10 protein-coding genes and 3 tRNA genes are annotated in these 13366 nt (G+C 75.7%); 3 read left to right on the top strand and 10 right to left on the bottom strand.

All coding sequences use genetic code 11. The annotated features are described in order from the left end of the window. Positions 1 to 65 precede the first annotated feature (65 nt). Both AMK11_RS03310 and AMK11_RS03305 read right to left on the bottom strand, forming a co-directional pair. Positions 66 to 1520 (bottom strand): xylulokinase, encoded by a 1455-nt coding sequence (locus tag AMK11_RS03310; protein WP_073722830.1) that lies wholly within the window; start codon positions 1518 to 1520, stop codon positions 66 to 68. A gap of 55 nt (positions 1521 to 1575) precedes the next feature. Continuing rightward, positions 1576 to 1875 (bottom strand): hypothetical protein, encoded by a 300-nt coding sequence (locus tag AMK11_RS03305; RefSeq protein WP_073722828.1) that lies wholly within the window; start codon positions 1873 to 1875, stop codon positions 1576 to 1578. A gap of 150 nt (positions 1876 to 2025) precedes the next feature. Between AMK11_RS03305 and AMK11_RS03300 the strand changes: the two genes are divergently transcribed. The 3 genes from AMK11_RS03300 (at position 2026) to AMK11_RS03290 (ending at position 2439) form a co-directional block, all read left to right on the top strand. Beyond that, a tRNA-Asn gene (locus tag AMK11_RS03300) sits at positions 2026 to 2098 on the top strand. Between the two features lie 5 nt (positions 2099 to 2103). Next, positions 2104 to 2176: transfer RNA gene (locus tag AMK11_RS03295), tRNA-Asn, on the top strand. A 189-nt stretch (positions 2177 to 2365) separates the two neighbouring features. Continuing rightward, positions 2366 to 2439 (top strand) — tRNA-Ile (locus AMK11_RS03290). A 55-nt stretch (positions 2440 to 2494) separates the two neighbouring features. On the opposite strand, the gene AMK11_RS38095 is transcribed toward AMK11_RS03290, so the two are convergent. From AMK11_RS38095 to AMK11_RS03255, 8 genes are all read right to left on the bottom strand, one after another. Then, on the bottom strand, positions 2495 to 2638 hold the full coding sequence (locus AMK11_RS38095; RefSeq protein WP_198941288.1) for a hypothetical protein: 144 nt from the start codon (positions 2636 to 2638) through the stop codon (positions 2495 to 2497). A gap of 78 nt (positions 2639 to 2716) precedes the next feature. Then, positions 2717 to 3385 carry an ANTAR domain-containing protein gene (locus AMK11_RS03285; protein ID WP_073722826.1) on the bottom strand — a complete coding sequence of 223 codons (669 nt, stop codon included), beginning with the start codon at positions 3383 to 3385 and terminating at the stop codon, positions 2717 to 2719. 176 nt (positions 3386 to 3561) lie between these two features. Beyond that, positions 3562 to 4989, bottom strand: a complete 1428-nt coding sequence (locus AMK11_RS03280) for a GAF domain-containing sensor histidine kinase (protein WP_073722824.1) — start codon at positions 4987 to 4989, stop codon at positions 3562 to 3564. Positions 4990 to 5068: 79 nt separating this feature from the next. Next, positions 5069 to 6118 (bottom strand): rod shape-determining protein, encoded by a 1050-nt coding sequence (locus AMK11_RS03275; protein WP_073722822.1) that lies wholly within the window; start codon positions 6116 to 6118, stop codon positions 5069 to 5071. A 131-nt stretch (positions 6119 to 6249) separates the two neighbouring features. After that, entirely contained in the window at positions 6250 to 10185 is a 3936-nt protein-coding gene (locus tag AMK11_RS38945) for an SAV_2336 N-terminal domain-related protein (RefSeq protein ID WP_073722820.1), read from the bottom strand. Beyond that, positions 10185 to 11210: an AAA family ATPase gene (locus AMK11_RS03265; protein WP_073722818.1), complete on the bottom strand. Its 1026-nt coding sequence runs from the start codon at positions 11208 to 11210 to the stop codon at positions 10185 to 10187. The genes AMK11_RS38945 and AMK11_RS03265 overlap by 1 nt, the downstream gene beginning before the upstream one ends. A gap of 70 nt (positions 11211 to 11280) precedes the next feature. After that, on the bottom strand, positions 11281 to 12942 hold the full coding sequence (locus AMK11_RS03260; RefSeq protein WP_073722816.1) for a VMAP-C domain-containing protein: 1662 nt from the start codon (positions 12940 to 12942) through the stop codon (positions 11281 to 11283). Beyond that, positions 12939 to 13325 (bottom strand): CU044_2847 family protein, encoded by a 387-nt coding sequence (locus AMK11_RS03255; protein WP_073723914.1) that lies wholly within the window; start codon positions 13323 to 13325, stop codon positions 12939 to 12941. Before AMK11_RS03255 ends, AMK11_RS03260 begins: the two co-directional genes overlap by 4 nt. Positions 13326 to 13366 lie beyond the last annotated feature (41 nt).

Raw genomic sequence — 13366 nt, 5'->3', positions numbered from 1 at the left:
CCTCAACCGAATTAACCCAAGAGCGCGGCAAATTCCGGCCTACGAGCGGTACCGGGCCTTCCGGTTCACCCGTGCAGCGCCCCCGGGTGCGTCTGCTCCCGCACCGACACGAACTGCTGTCGCACCGCCTGCCCCACCGCCAGCTCGTCGCCCGGCTCCAGCACCTGGGCCACCGCGCCCTGCCAGACCGGGGGAGTGCGCGGGTCCAGCGTGCCCTGGGACACGCCCAGGGCCCAGGCCGCCTGCCGGGCCGAGCCGATCGCGGCGTAGTCGGCGGGCTGCGGCACGACGACCTGCGTCCCGAACAGCATGGGCGCCGCCGCCTGCACCGCCGGCAGCTCGGCCGCCGCGCCCAGCAGGAAGACCCGCCGCACGTCCACGCCCCGGCCGCGCAGCACGTCCAGGGCGTCCGCGAGACCGCACAGCATCCCCTCGAACGCGGCCCGCGCCAGGTGCTCCGGCTTCATCGACTCGCGCCTGAGCCCCGCCAGCGTCCCGGCCGTGTGCGGCAGATTCGGTGTGCGCTCGCCCTCCAGGTAGGGCAGCAGCACCAGCCCGTGCGCGCCCGGCGTCGACTTCATCGCCAGCTCGGACAGGCCCTCCAGGTCCGCCGCGCCGAGCAGTTCGGCGGTGCCGCGCAGGGTCCGTACGGCGTTCAGGATGGTGACGACGGGCAGGTGCATGCCGGTGGCGTCCGCCAGGGCGGTGATCATCCCGGACTGGTCGACGAGCGGCTCGGTGTGCACGGCCATCACGGACCCGGAGGCCCCCAGCGACACCACCGCGTCGCCCAGCCCGATGCCGAGCCCGAAGGCGGCGGCCTGGGTCTCGCCGGTCCCGGCGGAGATCAGCAGCCCCTCCGGCGTCGTACCGGCCGCGTCGGCGGGGCCGATCACCTCCGGCAGCATCGCCTGGTGCCCGAGCGCCAGCTCGACCAGATCGGGCCGGTAACCGCCGGTCGCCGCCGACCAGTACCCGGTGCCGGACGCCCCGCCCCGGTCCGTGGTCCGCCGCGCCGGCCGCCCGAGCAGCTGCCACACCAGCCAGTCGTGCGCCTGGAGCAGGGCCGCGGTCCGCGCGGCGGCCTCCGGCTCGCTCCGCGCCAGCCAGCGCAGCTTCGTCACCGCCTGCGCGGCCTGCGGGACGCAGCCCACGGCCTGCGCCCACGCCTCGCGCCCACCGAAGGCGTCGATCAGGTCGGCCGCCGCCACCTGCGAGCGCTTGTCGCCGCCCACCATGGCCGGGCGCACCGTGTTGCCCTGTGCGTCCAGCGGCACGACCGAGTTGGCCTGCGCGGACACGCCGATGGCCTGCACGCCCTCCAGCAGCCCGCCGCCGGCCGCCTCGCCCAGGGACAGCAGCCAGGCCTGCGGATCGACGTCGGCGGGCCGGCCCCCGCCCTCGGGGCTCTCCACCGGGTGAGGCGCGTAACCCTGCCGCAGCACGGCACCGGTGTCCGAATCGCAGACGACGATACGAGTGAAATCGGGCGAACTGTCCAACCCGGCGACTATCCCCATGCCCGAAATTCTGCCGTACCGGGAGAGGTGTCCGTACCCGGTGGGGGCACGGACGTCAGGTGTTGCTGGTGCCCCAGTCGTCCGGGCCGCTGCCGCTGCGCTCGCGCAGCGACCGCACCCGCTGGGCCACCGAGTCGGGCATCCGGTCCCCGACCCGGTCGCTCACCACGTGGTACGCCTTGTCCGCGAACTGCCTGCCCTGCTGGGCCGCGGACTCGGCGGTGTTGCGCACGGCCGGGTTCTGCGCGACCTGCCGGGCGGACTTCCGCAACTGCTCGTAACGTTCCCGCCCGGCCTTCGTGCCCAGCACGTAACCCACGGCGAGTCCGACGACGAACGTGACCCTGTAACGCATGGCGGCCACCCTTCCCTTGCTCTGGCTCCGAGGTGCCGGGGAGTACCGATTGGCGGAGCACCCCCCTGCTTGCGCTAATGTATGTGTCGCAGCGAGCGCGCGCCCCCTGGCGAATACCCAGGCCGACGCGTTCGATGCGACACGAGACCTTCCTCGGTAGCTCAATTGGCAGAGCAGCCGGCTGTTAACCGGCAGGTTACTGGTTCGAGTCCAGTCCGGGGAGCTCGGTCCTCCGTAGCTCAATTGGCAGAGCAGCCGGCTGTTAACCGGCAGGTTACTGGTTCGAGTCCAGTCGGGGGAGCATGGTGAACGAGGACCCCGCAGGGGGTCCTTTTTCATGTCCTGCTCCATGTCCGGGAACCGCACGGCACGCTGCGGAGTCCTCAAGGTCATGAAGGCGCGGCCGTAGCCGACCAGCCGAGGCAGGAGATCGTATGAGCGGCTATGCTGCGGCAGACGGCGCGCACAGATGTACGCGACACGCCGCTATGGGGCGGTAGCTCAGCCGGTTAGAGCAGCGGACTCATAATCCGTCGGCCGTGGGTTCGAGTCCCACCCGCCCCACTCCGCGCCACCTCTGCAGAAACCTTTTCTGGACGGACGGTGGCCGCGCGTCGGCCTATCCGGCCGGCCTGGTCTCCGTGGCGTCCTCGTCGTCCCGCTCACCCTCCGCCTGGGACGGTGTGGTGTGCGGCACGTCCGGGACGTCGTCCCGTTCGTCGTCGCGTTCGCCCTCGGCCTGGGACGGGGTCGGCTCGCTCATCGTGGTCCCTCCTCCTGCCGGACGGGGTCGCGGACCGGGTACCCCGCCCGCACCGCCCGCACCACCCGGGACGCGGTTTCAGCGGCGCAGCCGGGCCAGCGCCGTCCGCAGGGCCGCGCGCACCTCCGCGGGCGGCGGCGGGCCGTCGCTCTCGGCGCCGGCGGTGACCGCCGCGGCCACGGTGCGCAGCTTGGTGTTGGACAGCTGGGAGGCCTCCCGCAGGATGTGCCACGCCTCGTCCGAGGTGCAGGCGTGCAGCGCCATGAGGACGCCCCTGGCCTGGTCGATGACCGGACGGGAGGCGATCGCCCGGCGCAGCTGCTCCACCTCTTCCTGGAGGACGTGCAGCCGTTCGGCGGGGGGCGCGACAGGCTCGGTCGCGGGCTCCGGCCGGTGGGCCGTGGCGGACAAGGGGTCGGCGGGGTCCAGTCCGGCCAGCTCCAGGACGCGCAGCGGCTGCCCGTGCCAGTTCGTCGCCGTCGCCGGCACCGCCTGCCGGTTGCTGTAGCCGCCGAGCAGGTCCAGGAACTGCAGTCCGGCCGTGTCCATGAACACCACGTCGCCCATGTCCAGGTCGACCCGGCCGACGCCGTCGGGCAGCGTGGCCAGCGCCTCAGCCAGGATGTCCGCGCACCCGTGGACGAGTTCTCCCCGCGGCAGGAGCAGCGCCCGGCCGGCGTGCACCTGGCCGTCGATGACCAGGGTGGCCGGCCTCCCCGCCAGACGTGGTGGTGCCGCTGAGGTCATGTCACCGCCTTGTCCGTCCATGTCGATCCCCGGCAGACGTTCGCAACGTCACACAGTCCCCGTCGGTGCACCTGCCCGCCGGGCGGGGGAGTACACCCGGGCGCGGGGAATGACCGGCCCATGGGTGGGTAAAGGCGCCGCCCGTCCACTGCCGCGCGGTGTCGTTCTCGGGGCGATCACAGCGGTGACCACCAGGCGACGGTCGTTCCCTCGCCGTCGCCCTCACCCCCGGGCCTCGCGCCGTCGTCGAAGACCGTCAGTCGTACGCCCGGGCCGTCCGGTGGGGCGGCGGTCGTGCCGACGGCGACCTCGACGCGGGTCACGTCCGGGCGGCCGGCCGCGTCGGCCAGGGCCCGGCGCAGCGCCGTGAGCAGACGGTCCCCGACCTCGTCCGGTACGCGGGTGTCGACGGCGCCGGTGAAGTGCGTCGACGGGGGGAAGCCGAGCCGGGCGGCGGCGGACGCGGTCTCCCGCAACACCCGGCCGCGCAGCCCGGTGGGCGGGCCGGCCGGGGGCTGGCGCAGTGCCAGGATCGTCGTACGGACCTCCTGGACCGTGGACCGCAGCTCGTCCACCGCCCGGCCGAGGATGTCCCGGACGTCGTCCGCGCCCGGCCGCCGCTGCGTGGACTCCAGCATCAGACCGGTGGCGAACAGCCGCTGCACCACCAGGTCGTGCAGGTCCCGGGCGATGCGGTCCCGGTCCTCGTAGACGGCGAGACGCTCCCGGCCGCGCCGGGCGTCGGCGAGGACCAGGGCGAGCGCGGCCTGCGAGGCGAACTGCGTCGCGAGCAGCCGCTCGACGGAGGTGTACGGGCGGTCGCCGCGGCGGCGGGGCAGGGCGAGGGTGCCGATCAGCCGGCCGTCCGCCCGCAGGGGCAGCATCATGCTGGGCCCGAAGCGGTGCCGCACGTGCGTCGTCATGCGCGGGTCGGTCGCCGAGTCGGCGATGAAGACGGGCTCCCCGCCCAGGAGTTGTTCCAGGACCGGCCTGCCCGGTGCGATCGTCGCGCCGACGATGCCGTCCGGGTCCTCGGGCGTCGAGGCGGTCACGATCTCCATGCCGCCCTCGGCGGTCGGCTGCAGGATCACCCCGGCACTGGCGTCGGCGAGCAGCCGGGCGCGTTCGGCGACCGTCGTCAGCGCGTCGCCCGCGCCCTCCTCGGTGAGCAGCGCGTTGGTGACGGCCGCCGCGCCCTCGATCCAGCGCTCGCGCTGCCGGGCCGCCTCGTACAGGCGGGCGTTGCCGATCGCGATGCCGGCCTGCGTGGCCAGGACCCGCAGCAGCTGCTCGTCCTCGGCCGTGAACGGTTCCCCGCCGGGCCGCCCGGCCAGCCGCAGCTCGCCGAACTCCTCGTCGCGCACGTGGATCGGCATCCGGAGCCGGGGTGCCGGGTCGCACTCGCCGGGCCGGCCCGGGGTGCGGATCTCGGTCAGCCCGTCCCGGGCGGGGTCGGCGATGGTCAGCGCCGCCGAGGCGGCGCCGGTCAACTCGGCGGCGCCGTCCACGATGTGCCGCAGCGTGTCGCGCAGGCCGAGGTCGGTGCCGACCTCCAGGACCGCTTCGAGCAGCCGGGTCAGGCGGGGCGCGGGCTGGGTGCTCATGCCGTCCGGCCTCGTCGGTCTCGTCGGTCTCTTCTGTTCGGTCTGTTCGGCTCCCGGCTTCGGTTGTCCCGCGCCGCCCTCAGTCCGCCGACGTCGGGTTCAGCGCCAGCGGCTCGATGCGGCCCTCCAGCATCGTGCCGAGGCCCTGGACCGCGCACACGTCGGGACGCTCCGCGATGTGCACCGGCATGCCGGTCGCCTGACGCAGCATCTGGTCGAAGCCGGGGAGCAGCGCGCTGCCGCCGACCATCATGATCCCGCGGTCGGCGAGGTCCGCGACCAGGTCCGGCGGGCAGTCGCGCAGCACCTTGCCGATCCCGTCGAGCACGCCCGTCAGCGGCGTCTGGATGGCGTTGCGGACGGCGGCGGTGTCGACCCGCACACTGCGCGCCAGCCCGGTCGCCACGTCCCGGCCGTGGATCTCGGTGGACGCCGGGCCCTGCGGGGTCAGCCCGTTGCCGGACAGGGCGACCTGGAGCGGGCGTACGGACTGGCTGGGCAGCACCAGTTCGTGCTGGTGGCGCAGGAGCTGCACGATCGCGTGGTCGACGGCCTCACCGCCGACCGGGATGCGCTCCGCGGTCACGATCGAGCCGAGGGAGAGCACCGCGACCTGCGTGGCGTGCGCACCGCACACCATGATCATCGTCGCCTCGGGCTGTTCCACCGGCAGCCCGCAGCCGACCGCCGCGGCGATCAGCGTGTCGACGAGTTCCACCCGGCGCGCGCCGAGCCCGACCAGCGTCTCGATCGCCGCCCGCTGGGAGAGGGGGTCCGCGTCGTGCGGGGTGCACACGGCGGCGCGCAGCCGGGGCTTGCGGCGCAGTGCGCGGCGGATCTTGTCGCCGAGCAGGTGCCGCAGCATCCGCTGGGCCATCTCGATGTCGACGACCGTGCCGCCGGACACGGGCCGTACGACGCGGATGTAGCCGGGGGTGCGGCCCGTCATCTTCTCCGCGAACTCACCGACCGCGATGAGCGCGCCGGTGCGGGTGTTGACCGCGGCGGCGGACGGCTGGTCGACGACGAGCCCGGCACCCTTGACGTACACGCGGGTCCGCGCCGCGCCCAGGTCGACGGCGAAGTGGCAGCGGCGCAGCGCCTCCAGGCTGGCGGTACTGGCGGTCATGGCGGATCCTCCCGAGAGCGCGGACCGTGCGGGGCCGGCGGGTGGCCGGCCTCCTTGGCATCGTGCGCGGGGCAAGGGACGGGCGCGCCTTGGAGGGGGCCGGGCGGGGGGCCGCCGAACGGGGGGCGCGGTCAGCGGCCGGCCGGCGCCGCGGGCTCCCCGGCGGCGGCCCGCCCGACCGGCCGGTACCAGCCGGTGTCGTCGGCCAGCGGCCGGAAGGTGTCCGGGGGGAAGGCGGGGCCGTCCTGCCCTTCCTCGTACACCTCGTCGTAGTAGAGGGAGTCCGAGAGGGCGATGAGCGCCTGGGCGCCGGAGGAGTCCAGGGCGTCGCGGACCGACCGGGGGTCGGCCCGGAAGACCTGCTCCTCGGCGCCGTCGAGCCGGAACTCCACCTGCCAGAACTCCGCGAGCAGCCGCGGACCGCCCAGGTGCGCCAGCAGCCCGGGCAGACCCTCGACGGTCGCCCGCAGCAGGGGGGAGGCCTCCACTCGCGGCGCCAGCAGCACGAGCAGGTCGCCCGCCCGGTCGTCCAGGAGCTGGTACGCGTCGCCGTGCAGCCCGCTGTCCGCGAGCAGGTCGGTGACGACGCGGTGCAGGGCGGCGCGGGCTTCGCCGTCCGGGGAGCCGTCGGGGAAGGTGTAGCGGGCGCAGTCGTGGAAGTCGGTGTCGATGTCCGCGTCGTCGTCGGCGGCGTCGGCGTCGTCCGCGTCGTGCGCCGTGTGTTCCGCACCGGGGCCCCACGCGCCCCCCGCCATGGCCCCCACCGGTTCTCCCACCGGGATCTCCCACATGTCCACGGGGAAGCGGGAAGCGTCGGTCTCCGTCTCCCCGGCCCGTACGGCGATCTCCTCGGCAGCCTCCGCCTCCCGCTCGGTGGGGCGGCCCTCCTCGCCCCCGTCCTCGCCCAGCAGCGGCGTCCACAGACCGTCCTCCGTGGGGAAGGGCCCCTCCGGGAGTTCGTCCGGCGCGGACACGACGGTCTCCGGTCCGTCCTGGTCCGCCGCCCCCTCGTACTCCTCCCAGGGGGCGTCGTCCGCCGGCCCGGCGTGCTCCTCGCGCAGTTCCCGGCCCAGCGCCACCAGCGCCGGGCTCCTCCCGCCGGACAGTTCGTACTCCCCGTACACCTCCAGCGCCTCCTCGACCCGGCCCTGGCGGCGCAGCGCGATCAGGTACAGGCGGCGGAAGTCCTCCCGGTGCGGGTGCGCGCGCAGCAGGCCGGCCAGGTCGTCGGCGGCCCGGTCGTACTCGCCCAGGGCCAGGTCGAGTTCGGCCAGCTTGGTGTGCAGGGCGAGGCGGAGCCGCGTGAGGCGGGTGCGGGCGGTGCGGGCGCCGGGGCCGGGCACGTCCGCCAGGGGCTCCGTGCCGCGCCACAGCGCCAGCGCCCCGGTGACGTGGTCGCGGGCCTCGGCGAGCGCGCCCGCCAGCCGCGCCGCGTCGGCCCGGCGCACCAGCTCGTCGCAGTGCACCACGTCCACGTGGTCGCAGCTGGTGTGCAGGGCGTAGCCGTGGGCGGACGTCGCCAGTACGCCCGGACCCAGCAGGGCGGCCAGCTCCCCGGCCGCCCTGGTCACCTCGCCCCGGGGGTCGCCCGGCTCGTCGCCCGGGTCCCACAGCCCCCACCGCAGCTCCTCGTGCGTCACCGTGCGGCCGGGCTTGAGCAGCAGCGTGGCGAGCAGCGCGCGGACGGCGGGCGGCAGCACGGGGGAGCCGTCCGGGAGATCGACCCGCAGCGGGCCCAGGGCGCGGTAGCGGCGCGGTTCGTACGCCTCCCGGGCCCTGGCCGGCAGCTCCGGGTGGGTGAGCAGGTCCCGGCCCCGGACCTGGGTTTCCAGCGACGGGAACATCAGCTGGTCGAAGGCGTGCGCGTAGTGGATGCGCAGGGCCTCGGGCAGCCGGTCCAGGCGGCGGGACTCGATCGGGACGGTCAGGCGCGAGGTCCCCGACGTCAGCAGCAGCAGGACGTCGCACAGGGCCCGCAGGTCCTCGGAGCGCCCGGCGGGGCCCGAGGTGCGGCCCGGTGCGAAGAGGCTGAGCCGGGCCGTGCCGTCCGGGAGCAGGACCACCCGGGACGCCTCCAGGCCACCGTGCGTGACGCCCGCCTCGTGCAGGGCGGCGAGGGCCCGGGCGAGCTGCGCCCCGACCGACACCGTCAGCGGCGGCGGCAGCCGCCGGCCGTTGGACCGGGCGAGCGCGTTCAGGGCGATGCCGTCGAGGTGCTCCATGACGACGTACGGGACGCCGTCCTCGATGCCGCCGTCGAGGACGGTCACCACGTTCGGGTGGGAGAACTCGGTCAGGCGGCGCGCGTCCCTCAGGAACGCCCGGCGCGAGGCGGCGTCGGGGAGCGGGTCGTGCAGCCGGACCGCCACGGTCCGGTTGGTTCCGGTGTCCTCGGCCAGCCACATCCTCCCGGCCGGTGTGAGCCGCCGCACCGGCCGGTAGCGGGCACGCAGCCCGGGCGGGAAGGGTGAGGGGCCCGGCGGGCGCGGCGGCGTGGACAGCTGCCGTGCGCTCTCCTGGCTGATCGCCGCGAACGACCCCTTCCCGTCGGCGCGTTCGGTGCCGTCCCGGGAGGGGATCAGCGCACGGAACTCGCCGGGCGAGCGCCCGGCCCGCTCGTCGATCAGACCGCCGGTCCGCAGCAGCAGCTCGTGGGTGCGGGCGCGCGCGGTGCGGGGCAGACCGCGCAGGAGCAGCTCGCGTACGCCGGGGCGGAACTCGTAGGAGCCGGGCGGCCCGGGGACGGTGGTGAGCAGGCCGCTGAGGATGACCTCGGCCAGGTGGCTCGGGAGCGGGTCCGGCTCCACGGCCGCCTGCACCAGCCGCATCACCGGCAGGTCCGGGCGTCCGAGCGCGAGGTGGCCGGCCAGCCGGAAGGCCTGCGGGGAGGCGCCCGCGCGAAAGCGCAGGACCAGCTCCTCGGCGGACAGCCGCGTGATGTCGGCGCGGTCGTCGGCGTCGGCGGGCAGGGGGCGGTGCAGCACGGCCGCCGCGCCCGGGTAGCGGGTGCCGCCCGGACTCGCGACCAGCGACGCCCAGTTCGCCAGCCACTCGGGGCCCGGCTCCAGCACCGGCACGTGCACGGCGCCCCGGGGGGCCCGGGGCGCGGTGCCGTCGTACGGGGTGAAGTCGAGCGCGGCGCTGGGCGCGGCCCGGTGCGGGGCGGACAGCAGGCCGGGCACCGGCGGCAGCGCGGTGTCCCGCCACAGCTGTTCGGGCAACGGCTGGAGGACGGCGAGGGGCGTGCGGTGCGCCCAGCGGCGCAGGGTGGCGAACCATCGGGTGCCGGCCGGGCCCTCGCGCCACTGCGGCCCCATGCAGTCGCTGATCAGCAGGGTGACCGTGCGGCCGTCGGCGGGCGCCTGGGCGCCGTCGCCGGGGACCGTGCCGGCGGCCTCCGCGCGGTGCAGGGTGACCGTGCGGAAGACGCCCGACTGGGCGAGCGCGGCGTGCAGTTCCCGCACCAGGGGCTGCCAGACGGGCATCGTGGGGCCCGCGTCGTGCACCAGGTTCAGCCGCAGCCACCGCTCCCGCACGGGGCGCAGCACCGGCAGCCACCACTCGGGGCCGGCACCGAGCCGGGCGATGCGGTCGGCGGTCGCGGCCTCGTCCACCTCCCGGCCCACCGGGGCGTCGGCACGGCGCTTGAGCGGGCGCAGCGACCGCTGCAACGCCAGGGGGTGGCGCAGCATCGGCGGGGCGGGCGCCAGCAGGGCGCTGTGCGGTTCGGCCGCCGCCGTCCCCGGGGCGCGCGCCGGGGCGGGCAGGCGCAGGGGGCTGCGGGGGGCGGCCGGCTCGGGCGCGGGAGGAGGGACGGCCGGACGGTCCTGCCGCCGCGGCTCCCGGGGGCGGTCGGCCGCCGGCGGTGCGGGGGCGGGCTCGGGCGCCGCGGGTTCCGTACCGGCCGACGGGCCCGGCGGGTTCTGCTCCGGGTACTCCATGTGCCCCGCCAGCCACAGGAGTTCGGCGAGCTCCAGCGGGGTCGGGCGGGGGCCCGAGGACGCCCGGCCGAGGATGTCGGCGAGGCGGGGCAGCGGGTCCGGCGGGCCGGGGCGGTCGGCGGGCATCAGAAGGCGTCGGGCTGCGGGGACCGGCCCAGGTACGGCATCAGCCGCTCCGCCAGCTCGTCCAGGGAGTCGGTGCCCAGGCCGGAGGAGCGGGCCAGGTAGATGGCGTTGAGGAGCTGGTCGGTGGCGAGTTCCCCGCTGCCCACACGGGACAGGAAACGGCCGATCAGCTGCTGGGCGTATGCGTCGGGCTCGCCCAGGTGGGCGCGGACGATCTCGGCGAGGTGGGCGTCGTCGGGCTGCCGCAGCCGCAGCGAGACGCAGCGGCGCAGGAAGGCGGGCGGGAACTCGCGCTCGCCGTTGCTGGTGAGGACGACGAACGGGAAGGCCCGGCAGCGGACCCGGCCGCGCTCGACCGGCACCCGCTGGTCGGTGCCGTCGACCAGCACCTCGGCGCGTCCGCCCGGGGTGTCCCGCGAGGCGCGCACGAGTTCGGGGATCTCGTACTGGCCCTCCTCCAGGACGTGCAGCAGGTCGTTCGGCAGGTCGAGGTCGCTCTTGTCGATCTCGTCGATGAGCAGGGCGCGCGGACGGGCGTAGGGGAGGAGGGCGGTGCCGAGCGGGCCGAGACGCAGGTGGTCCTCGATGCCCGTGCCGCCGGCCGTGTCGCCGGGGCTCTCGGCGTCCTGGCGCGCCGCGTACAGGCGGGAGAGCGGGTCGTAGGCGTAGAGGCCGTCGTGGAGGGTGCTGCGGCTGGTGATGTTCCACCTGAGGACCGGGCCGAGCCGCAGCTCGCGCGCCACCGCGTAGGCGAGGGACGACTTCCCGGTGCCGGGCGGGCCGGTGACCAGCAGCGGGCGCCGCAGGTACAGGGCCGCGTTGACCAACTGCACCGTGTGCTCGGTGGCCTGGTAGGTCGCGGCCCGGTGGGCGCGGTCGGGAGAGGTGGCCGGGGCGTCGCCGTCGTCGTCCGGCGGGTCGAGCACGGGGTGGCCGTCGAAGGCGCGCCAGGGCGGGGGCGGGGGCAGCCTGGTGATGCCGTCGTGCGGGTCCGGCGCGCCGGTGTAGACGGGCCACAGGGGCATGGTTCTTCTCTCCGAGCGGTCGGTGCGGTGGGTGGTTCGGGGGGGCGGGTTTCTCAGAGGGCGGACGGCTTCAGGCGACGGGTGAGTGGAGCAGGGCGGCGGGTTCGGCGAAGCAGCGGGGGTCGTCCCACAGCAGCTGGAGGTCCCTCGCCCAGTGCTCGTCCGGTTCGTCGGCCGCGTCCGCCGTCTCGCGCAGTTCCATGACCAGGCGGGGGAGTTCGGACGGCGGGACGCCCGCCACGGACACGGCGAGTTCGTCGAGGAACGCGGTGCCGGAGCAGTCGCCGTCGTGCCCGTCGCCGGGGCAGCCCGCGCGCGGCCACAGCAGTACGGGCACGGGCAGGTTGAGGCCGACCTCGAAGTGCTCCCGGGCCGTCGTGGGCGGGGCGGCGAAACCGGCCAGTTCCGCGTCGTCCCGCAGCCGCCTGCGCAGTCCGGCCGGCCGCTCCTGGGTGCCGCAGTCGACACGGTGCAGCGTGCCGCCCGGGCTGACGGCGAGCTTGCGCCACCTCTTGCGCAGCTGGTGGCGCAGCCGTCCACTGCGGTGGCGGTACCGGTCGGTGACGACCAGCGGGTAGGCGCAGCCGAGCGGGGTGGGATCGTCCTCGCTGCACGCCCAGTGCGCGACCGGTTCGTTCAGCCACTCGCGCGGCAGGACGAAGGTGAGCAGTTCCTCGGCGCCGGGGTCGAGCTGGGTGAACGCCTCGTCGATGCGTTCCTGCACGAAGGCCCGCACCGCGCTCCGGGCCATCCGGCGCGAGGCCACGGGGCGGCGCTGCCCGTTCCGGTAGGCGGACACCTCGACGGTGACCTGGTCGGCACCGGCGCCGCTGTGGTCGATCTCCACCACGATGGGCGACCACGTCGCGGCCCGCTCCGGCGGGGACTGCCCCTCCGCCAGCCGCCGCTCCAGCCGGTCGGCGAACCGGGCCACGGCGTCCGGCTCCGTCACCTCCCACTGGACGTAGGCGGCGGCCTCCCGCAGGGACGCGAAACCCCCCTGAGGGGGCGGCGGGGCGAAGGCGTCCATGGCGGAGACGTACAGCCGGTTCGGATCGCAGACCAGGCCCGTCTCCTCGGCCCGGCGCACCAGCGCGTACAGCCGCCGGCGCGCGTCCGACCGGTGCCCCGGGGTGGGGACCAGTTCGCCGAGCTCGGGCCAGTAGCGAGCCATGACCTCGACCGGCAGCATCCGCCCGACGCGCACGTCCCTGGCGCCCGCGACCGCGGAGACCATGCCGACGACCGTCCCGTCGGCCAGCGTCACCGCCGCCCCGCTGAACCCGGCCGCCAGCGGCTGACCGTGCCCCGTCAGCGCCTCCAGCTGGACCCACTCGTCCGAGATGAGCGGGCCCGGCAGGGCACGGTAGGAGGCGAGCATGCCCTCGTCGTACCCCTTCGGGAAGCCGTAGGCGACCAGCTCGGGTGCGGGCGCGGCCCGTTCCGCGCCGGGGCGGGCGAAGACGGCCGGGGCGAGCGGCACTTCGCGCTCCAGCTCGAGTACGGCCAGGTCGCCCCGGTCGGCGGCGCCGCCCCGCCAGCCGCCGTGCACGGCGACCGTCGCGGACAGCTCGCCCAGCTCCCGGTGGCCCGGGAAGGTCACCGTGACCGCGGCCTCCTCGCTCCACCTGACGACGTGGGCGCAGGTGAGCAGCCGGCGCCCCGACACGAGGAACCCGGCGCCGACCTCCTTGCCGCACTCGACGCGGGCGTGCCACGCGGCACCGCTCATGACCGGCCGGCGGCGTCCGGCCCACCGGCGCCCCCCGAGCCCCCGGGACCACCGCCGGAATCCTCCGCGGGCCGGGGCGACCAGCTCAGCCGCACGACCAGGTGGCCCTCGGCCGCTCCCTTCGCGATGACCGCGCCGGTCTCCGCGGTCAGCTTGACCCCGAACTCCAGCTCCACCGAGTCGGGTCTGAGCGAGCCGTCCCGGAACACCCGCAGCGCGGACCCGGCGGCGGCCCGGACGCCCTCCAGGGACCCCTCGAAGGTGCGGGCCGCCCGCGCCGGGCCGTCGCCGCGCGAGACCAGCCGCGCGCCGTCCTCGTCCTCGACGCCCTCGACGACCACCAGCGCACCGTCCTCGGTGCTGAACTCGACCAACCGGTCCATGACGCCGTTCGCTCCCCGTTCGCCGTGCGTACCCGTGCGGA

This window comes from Streptomyces sp. CB02414 (assembly GCF_001905385.1).
Classification (GTDB): domain Bacteria; phylum Actinomycetota; class Actinomycetes; order Streptomycetales; family Streptomycetaceae; genus Streptomyces.
The sequence above is the reverse complement of the archived record's forward strand: the minus strand, read 5'-3'. Positions and strand labels throughout refer to the sequence as shown.

Bases quoted from the DNA above. Each gene is read 5' to 3' on its own strand.
- AMK11_RS03310 (WP_073722830.1), bottom strand. From the start codon at position 1,520: ATGGGGATAGTCGCCGGGTTGGACAGTTCGCCCGATTTCACTCGTATC.
- AMK11_RS03305 (WP_073722828.1), bottom strand. From the start codon at position 1,875: ATGCGTTACAGGGTCACGTTCGTCGTCGGACTCGCCGTGGGTTACGTG.
- AMK11_RS38095 (WP_198941288.1), bottom strand. From the start codon at position 2,638: ATGAGCGAGCCGACCCCGTCCCAGGCCGAGGGCGAACGCGACGACGAA.
- AMK11_RS03285 (WP_073722826.1), bottom strand. From the start codon at position 3,385: ATGACCTCAGCGGCACCACCACGTCTGGCGGGGAGGCCGGCCACCCTG.
- AMK11_RS03280 (WP_073722824.1), bottom strand. From the start codon at position 4,989: ATGAGCACCCAGCCCGCGCCCCGCCTGACCCGGCTGCTCGAAGCGGTC.
- AMK11_RS03275 (WP_073722822.1), bottom strand. From the start codon at position 6,118: ATGACCGCCAGTACCGCCAGCCTGGAGGCGCTGCGCCGCTGCCACTTC.
- AMK11_RS38945 (WP_073722820.1), bottom strand. From the start codon at position 10,185: ATGCCCGCCGACCGCCCCGGCCCGCCGGACCCGCTGCCCCGCCTCGCC.
- AMK11_RS03265 (WP_073722818.1), bottom strand. From the start codon at position 11,210: ATGCCCCTGTGGCCCGTCTACACCGGCGCGCCGGACCCGCACGACGGC.
- AMK11_RS03260 (WP_073722816.1), bottom strand. From the start codon at position 12,942: ATGAGCGGTGCCGCGTGGCACGCCCGCGTCGAGTGCGGCAAGGAGGTC.
- AMK11_RS03255 (WP_073723914.1), bottom strand. From the start codon at position 13,325: ATGGACCGGTTGGTCGAGTTCAGCACCGAGGACGGTGCGCTGGTGGTC.